Origin of the sequence: Amycolatopsis thailandensis (assembly GCF_042723255.1) — a bacterium.
In the GTDB taxonomy this organism is placed as follows: domain Bacteria; phylum Actinomycetota; class Actinomycetes; order Mycobacteriales; family Pseudonocardiaceae; genus Amycolatopsis; species Amycolatopsis thailandensis.
The window spans coordinates 15,386-18,324 of sequence record NZ_JBHXJK010000152.1; the positions used below are offsets into that span (position 1 = coordinate 15,386).

Below are 2,939 nucleotides of genomic sequence, written 5' to 3' on the forward strand. Positions count from 1 at the left end.
GGCTTTGAGGTGTGTGTTGTGTGGTCCAAATTGGACTAATTGTGACCTTGGGGGACCCCTCATGACATCCCGAGGCTACGACCCGCTCGGCGTCCACTGTGGACTCTTGCGCGGCGCCGGAAGCACCTCCGGCAGCGCGTAGCCCTCGGGCGCCGAGGAAGGCGTGACGCCGGCCCGCAGCGCCAGTTCCATTTCGAACCGCGCGCCCGGGTCTCGCAGGTGCTCGCCGAAGGTCGCCTGGAGCTGGCGCATGCGGTACCGGACGGTCTGCGGGTGGACCTGGAGGCGTTCGGCGATGTCGACGACGTTGCCCTGGCTGTCGAGCCAGGCGCGCAGGGTTTCGAGCAGCCGTTCCCGTTGTTTCCCGGTCATTTCGGCGAGCGGGGCGAACAGGCGGTCGCGCAGCTGGCAGGTCAGCACCGCGTCTGCGTTCACGAGCAAGGTGGCGAGGTGTTCTTCGGCGCGGATCACCCGGCGGACGCCGATGATCCCGCGTTCGGAGAGGTGCAGGGCGTCGCGTGCCCAGCGCAGCGAATCGGCGACGGAGTCCAGCGGACGGCACGGGCCGATCGACAGCCGGTAGTCCGGCAGCGCGGCCTGCAAAGTGGCCAGGCGGGCGCCGGAGATCTCGCCGGGGACGAGCAGACGCGGCTCGGCGCAATCGAGTTCGGCCAGGATGTCCGAATCCACCGCGTTGTGCCGCCGCGGTCTGACACTGTCGTTGATCGGGTGCAGTACCACCGGGGTCGCGCGCTCGGGTACCGGCCAGCCGGTCAGCTGCGCGAGTTCCGCGATCGCCTTCGACGGCGCGGGCGGGGTTTCCAGCACCAGGTGCAGCAGTTTGCGGCGCCACGTGTCCAGCGCTCCCGCGGTGCGCGCCTTCGCTTCGAGATAGCCGTCCAGCGCGACGGAGGCGAGTTCGTCCATGAACGCGAGCATCGCGTCGGCCAGTTGCGACATCACCGCGGACGAGAGCCCGCTGCGGCGGCCGACGCGCATGATGCGCCGCCACGACACGCGCGCGCCGACCCGGTACGCGGACTGGAGCGTGTCGAGGCTGCGGCCCTCCCGCATTTCGTTCTGTCCCAGCCGATGGTGGACCTCGTGCGACTGTTCCTTGGAGACGGTGGGATCGGCGATCTGCGCGACGAACAGCGTGATCGCGTACTCGACGCCCGCGCGGATCGACTTGCCGTAGGGCCCGTCGAGCGGACGCGCGTAGGCGGGGATGGTCGCCCGGATCTCGTCGACGATCTCGTTGGCGAGACTGCCGAGTTCCGGTCGCAAAATGTCGGCGAGCTTGCGAGGTAGCGCCGCAGGGGGCTGCGCAGCGTGTTCGATCCCGCGCTCCACCGACATCGCAGCTCCTTTGCTCCGCCCAGCGTCCGGACATCCCACGATCGTCGTGGGGTGACAACGAACACATCGCAAAGTCGCTCGTGAATGTGTCACCTTTCGCAGAAGAAACCGATTTCTTGTCACCGTCGTGACAAAATCACGGTCCGTCCCTGAATTTTGATGACAAGTGCCCGGCAAACGCCACGCGCCGTACGTACGAACGGCCGAAGCGGGCCATATCGTGACGGAGCGTCACTGCTTTTCGGTGAGCAATTCACCGAGTACTTCGAGCACGGGCTCCAGTACGCGCACCTCGGTGCCGACGCATTCGGTGATCCCGGCGCCGACGACTTCGAAGCCGCTCAGCCCGCGAAGCATCGCCACCAGACGCTCGATCGTCAAGCCACCGGCCTCCGGGCAGTTCAGCCCGTCGAACTCCCCCGGGTCGAGTACGTCGAGATCGACGTGGACGTACACCTTGTCCGCACCCGCCAGCCCGGCCGCGACGTCGTCCGCCTCGACGACCAGGCCGCGATCGATCACGTCCCGCTCGGCGTCGTCGAAGGCCCTCGTCCCGGCGAGCACGACGCGACCGGGTTCGACGCGCGGGTTCGCGGCGAAATCCGGGTCGCCCTCGCCGAGCAGCGACCGCAGCACCATGCCGTGGAACGCGCCCGACGGCGACGTCTCCGCGGTGTTGAGGTCCGCGTGCGCGTCGAACCAGGCGACTCCGAGACCCGGGCCGAAGCGGTAGCGCGCGACGCCGACCGGGATCAGTTCGACCCCGCAGTCACCGCCGATGGTGAGCACCGGCCCGCCAGGCGCCTCCAGCGCGGCGAGCTGCGCGGCCCGGTTCGCGCCGGTGAGCACCTCGCGGTTGGCGATCCCGTCGACCACGGGCGAGGTCTCGCGGGTCTGCCGGATGTGGTGCACCGGTACGCCCAGGACGTGACCGGCCAGCTCGGCGAGCGCGACGCAGCCTTCGGGCATCTCCGGCGCGCGTTCGGTCAGCGCGCCCTGGAACTGGGGTACGGCGTGGATCAGCACCGGTCCACGTTAGCGGCGGCCGCAAGTCCGTGAAGGCCTCCTTCCCTACCCTGAGAGTCCGGGTCCCGGCAAAGTCGTCTACCCGCCGGCCAAGTGGGTGGCGAAGAGGCTCGTCACCGTGGCATGGCACCTTGTCAACTGTCCATAGAGGACACTATCGGGATTGTTTTGCCCGATTTGGGCGTTTGAGATGGGGGTCGTGAGTGGCAAAGAGGGTTAGAACCATCCTTGTCACTCACGACCCCAGGCAAAGCCGTACATATAGTCATAAATCAGACATTCTTCGGTCGCCTGGGGTCCTTTGCGGACACCGCCGTTCAGGCTCTCGGGTCATCTGCCATGTCCTGAGGTCCCGTTCGCATCATCAAGAGCGACATCGACCGGCGTTCATGCGACTTTGCCGAGACTCTGACCCTGAAAGCAGGGAAGGAGGCCTTCACGGACGGTTTCGCGTGACTGGAGGGACGACACGCGTGACGGAATGGACGGCGCGCGTGATCAGACGGACGACTCGCGGCGAGCCCCCGGCTGCGAGCGTGTCGTCCGTTCAGTCA

The 2,939-nt window shown here is 67.4% G+C and carries 2 protein-coding genes; both read right to left on the reverse strand.

Annotation, left to right across the window (positions count from 1 at the left end; genetic code table 11):
- Positions 1–75: 75 nt before the first annotated feature.
- Complete coding sequence (locus ACFWMR_RS36935; protein WP_378280250.1) at positions 76–1,359, reverse strand: PucR family transcriptional regulator; 1,284 nt, start codon at positions 1,357–1,359, stop codon at positions 76–78.
- Positions 1,360–1,590: 231 nt separating this feature from the next.
- Entirely contained in the window at positions 1,591–2,385 is a 795-nt protein-coding gene (locus ACFWMR_RS36940) for an arginase family protein (protein ID WP_378381756.1), read from the reverse strand.
- Between the last annotated feature and the right edge of the window lie 554 nt (positions 2,386–2,939).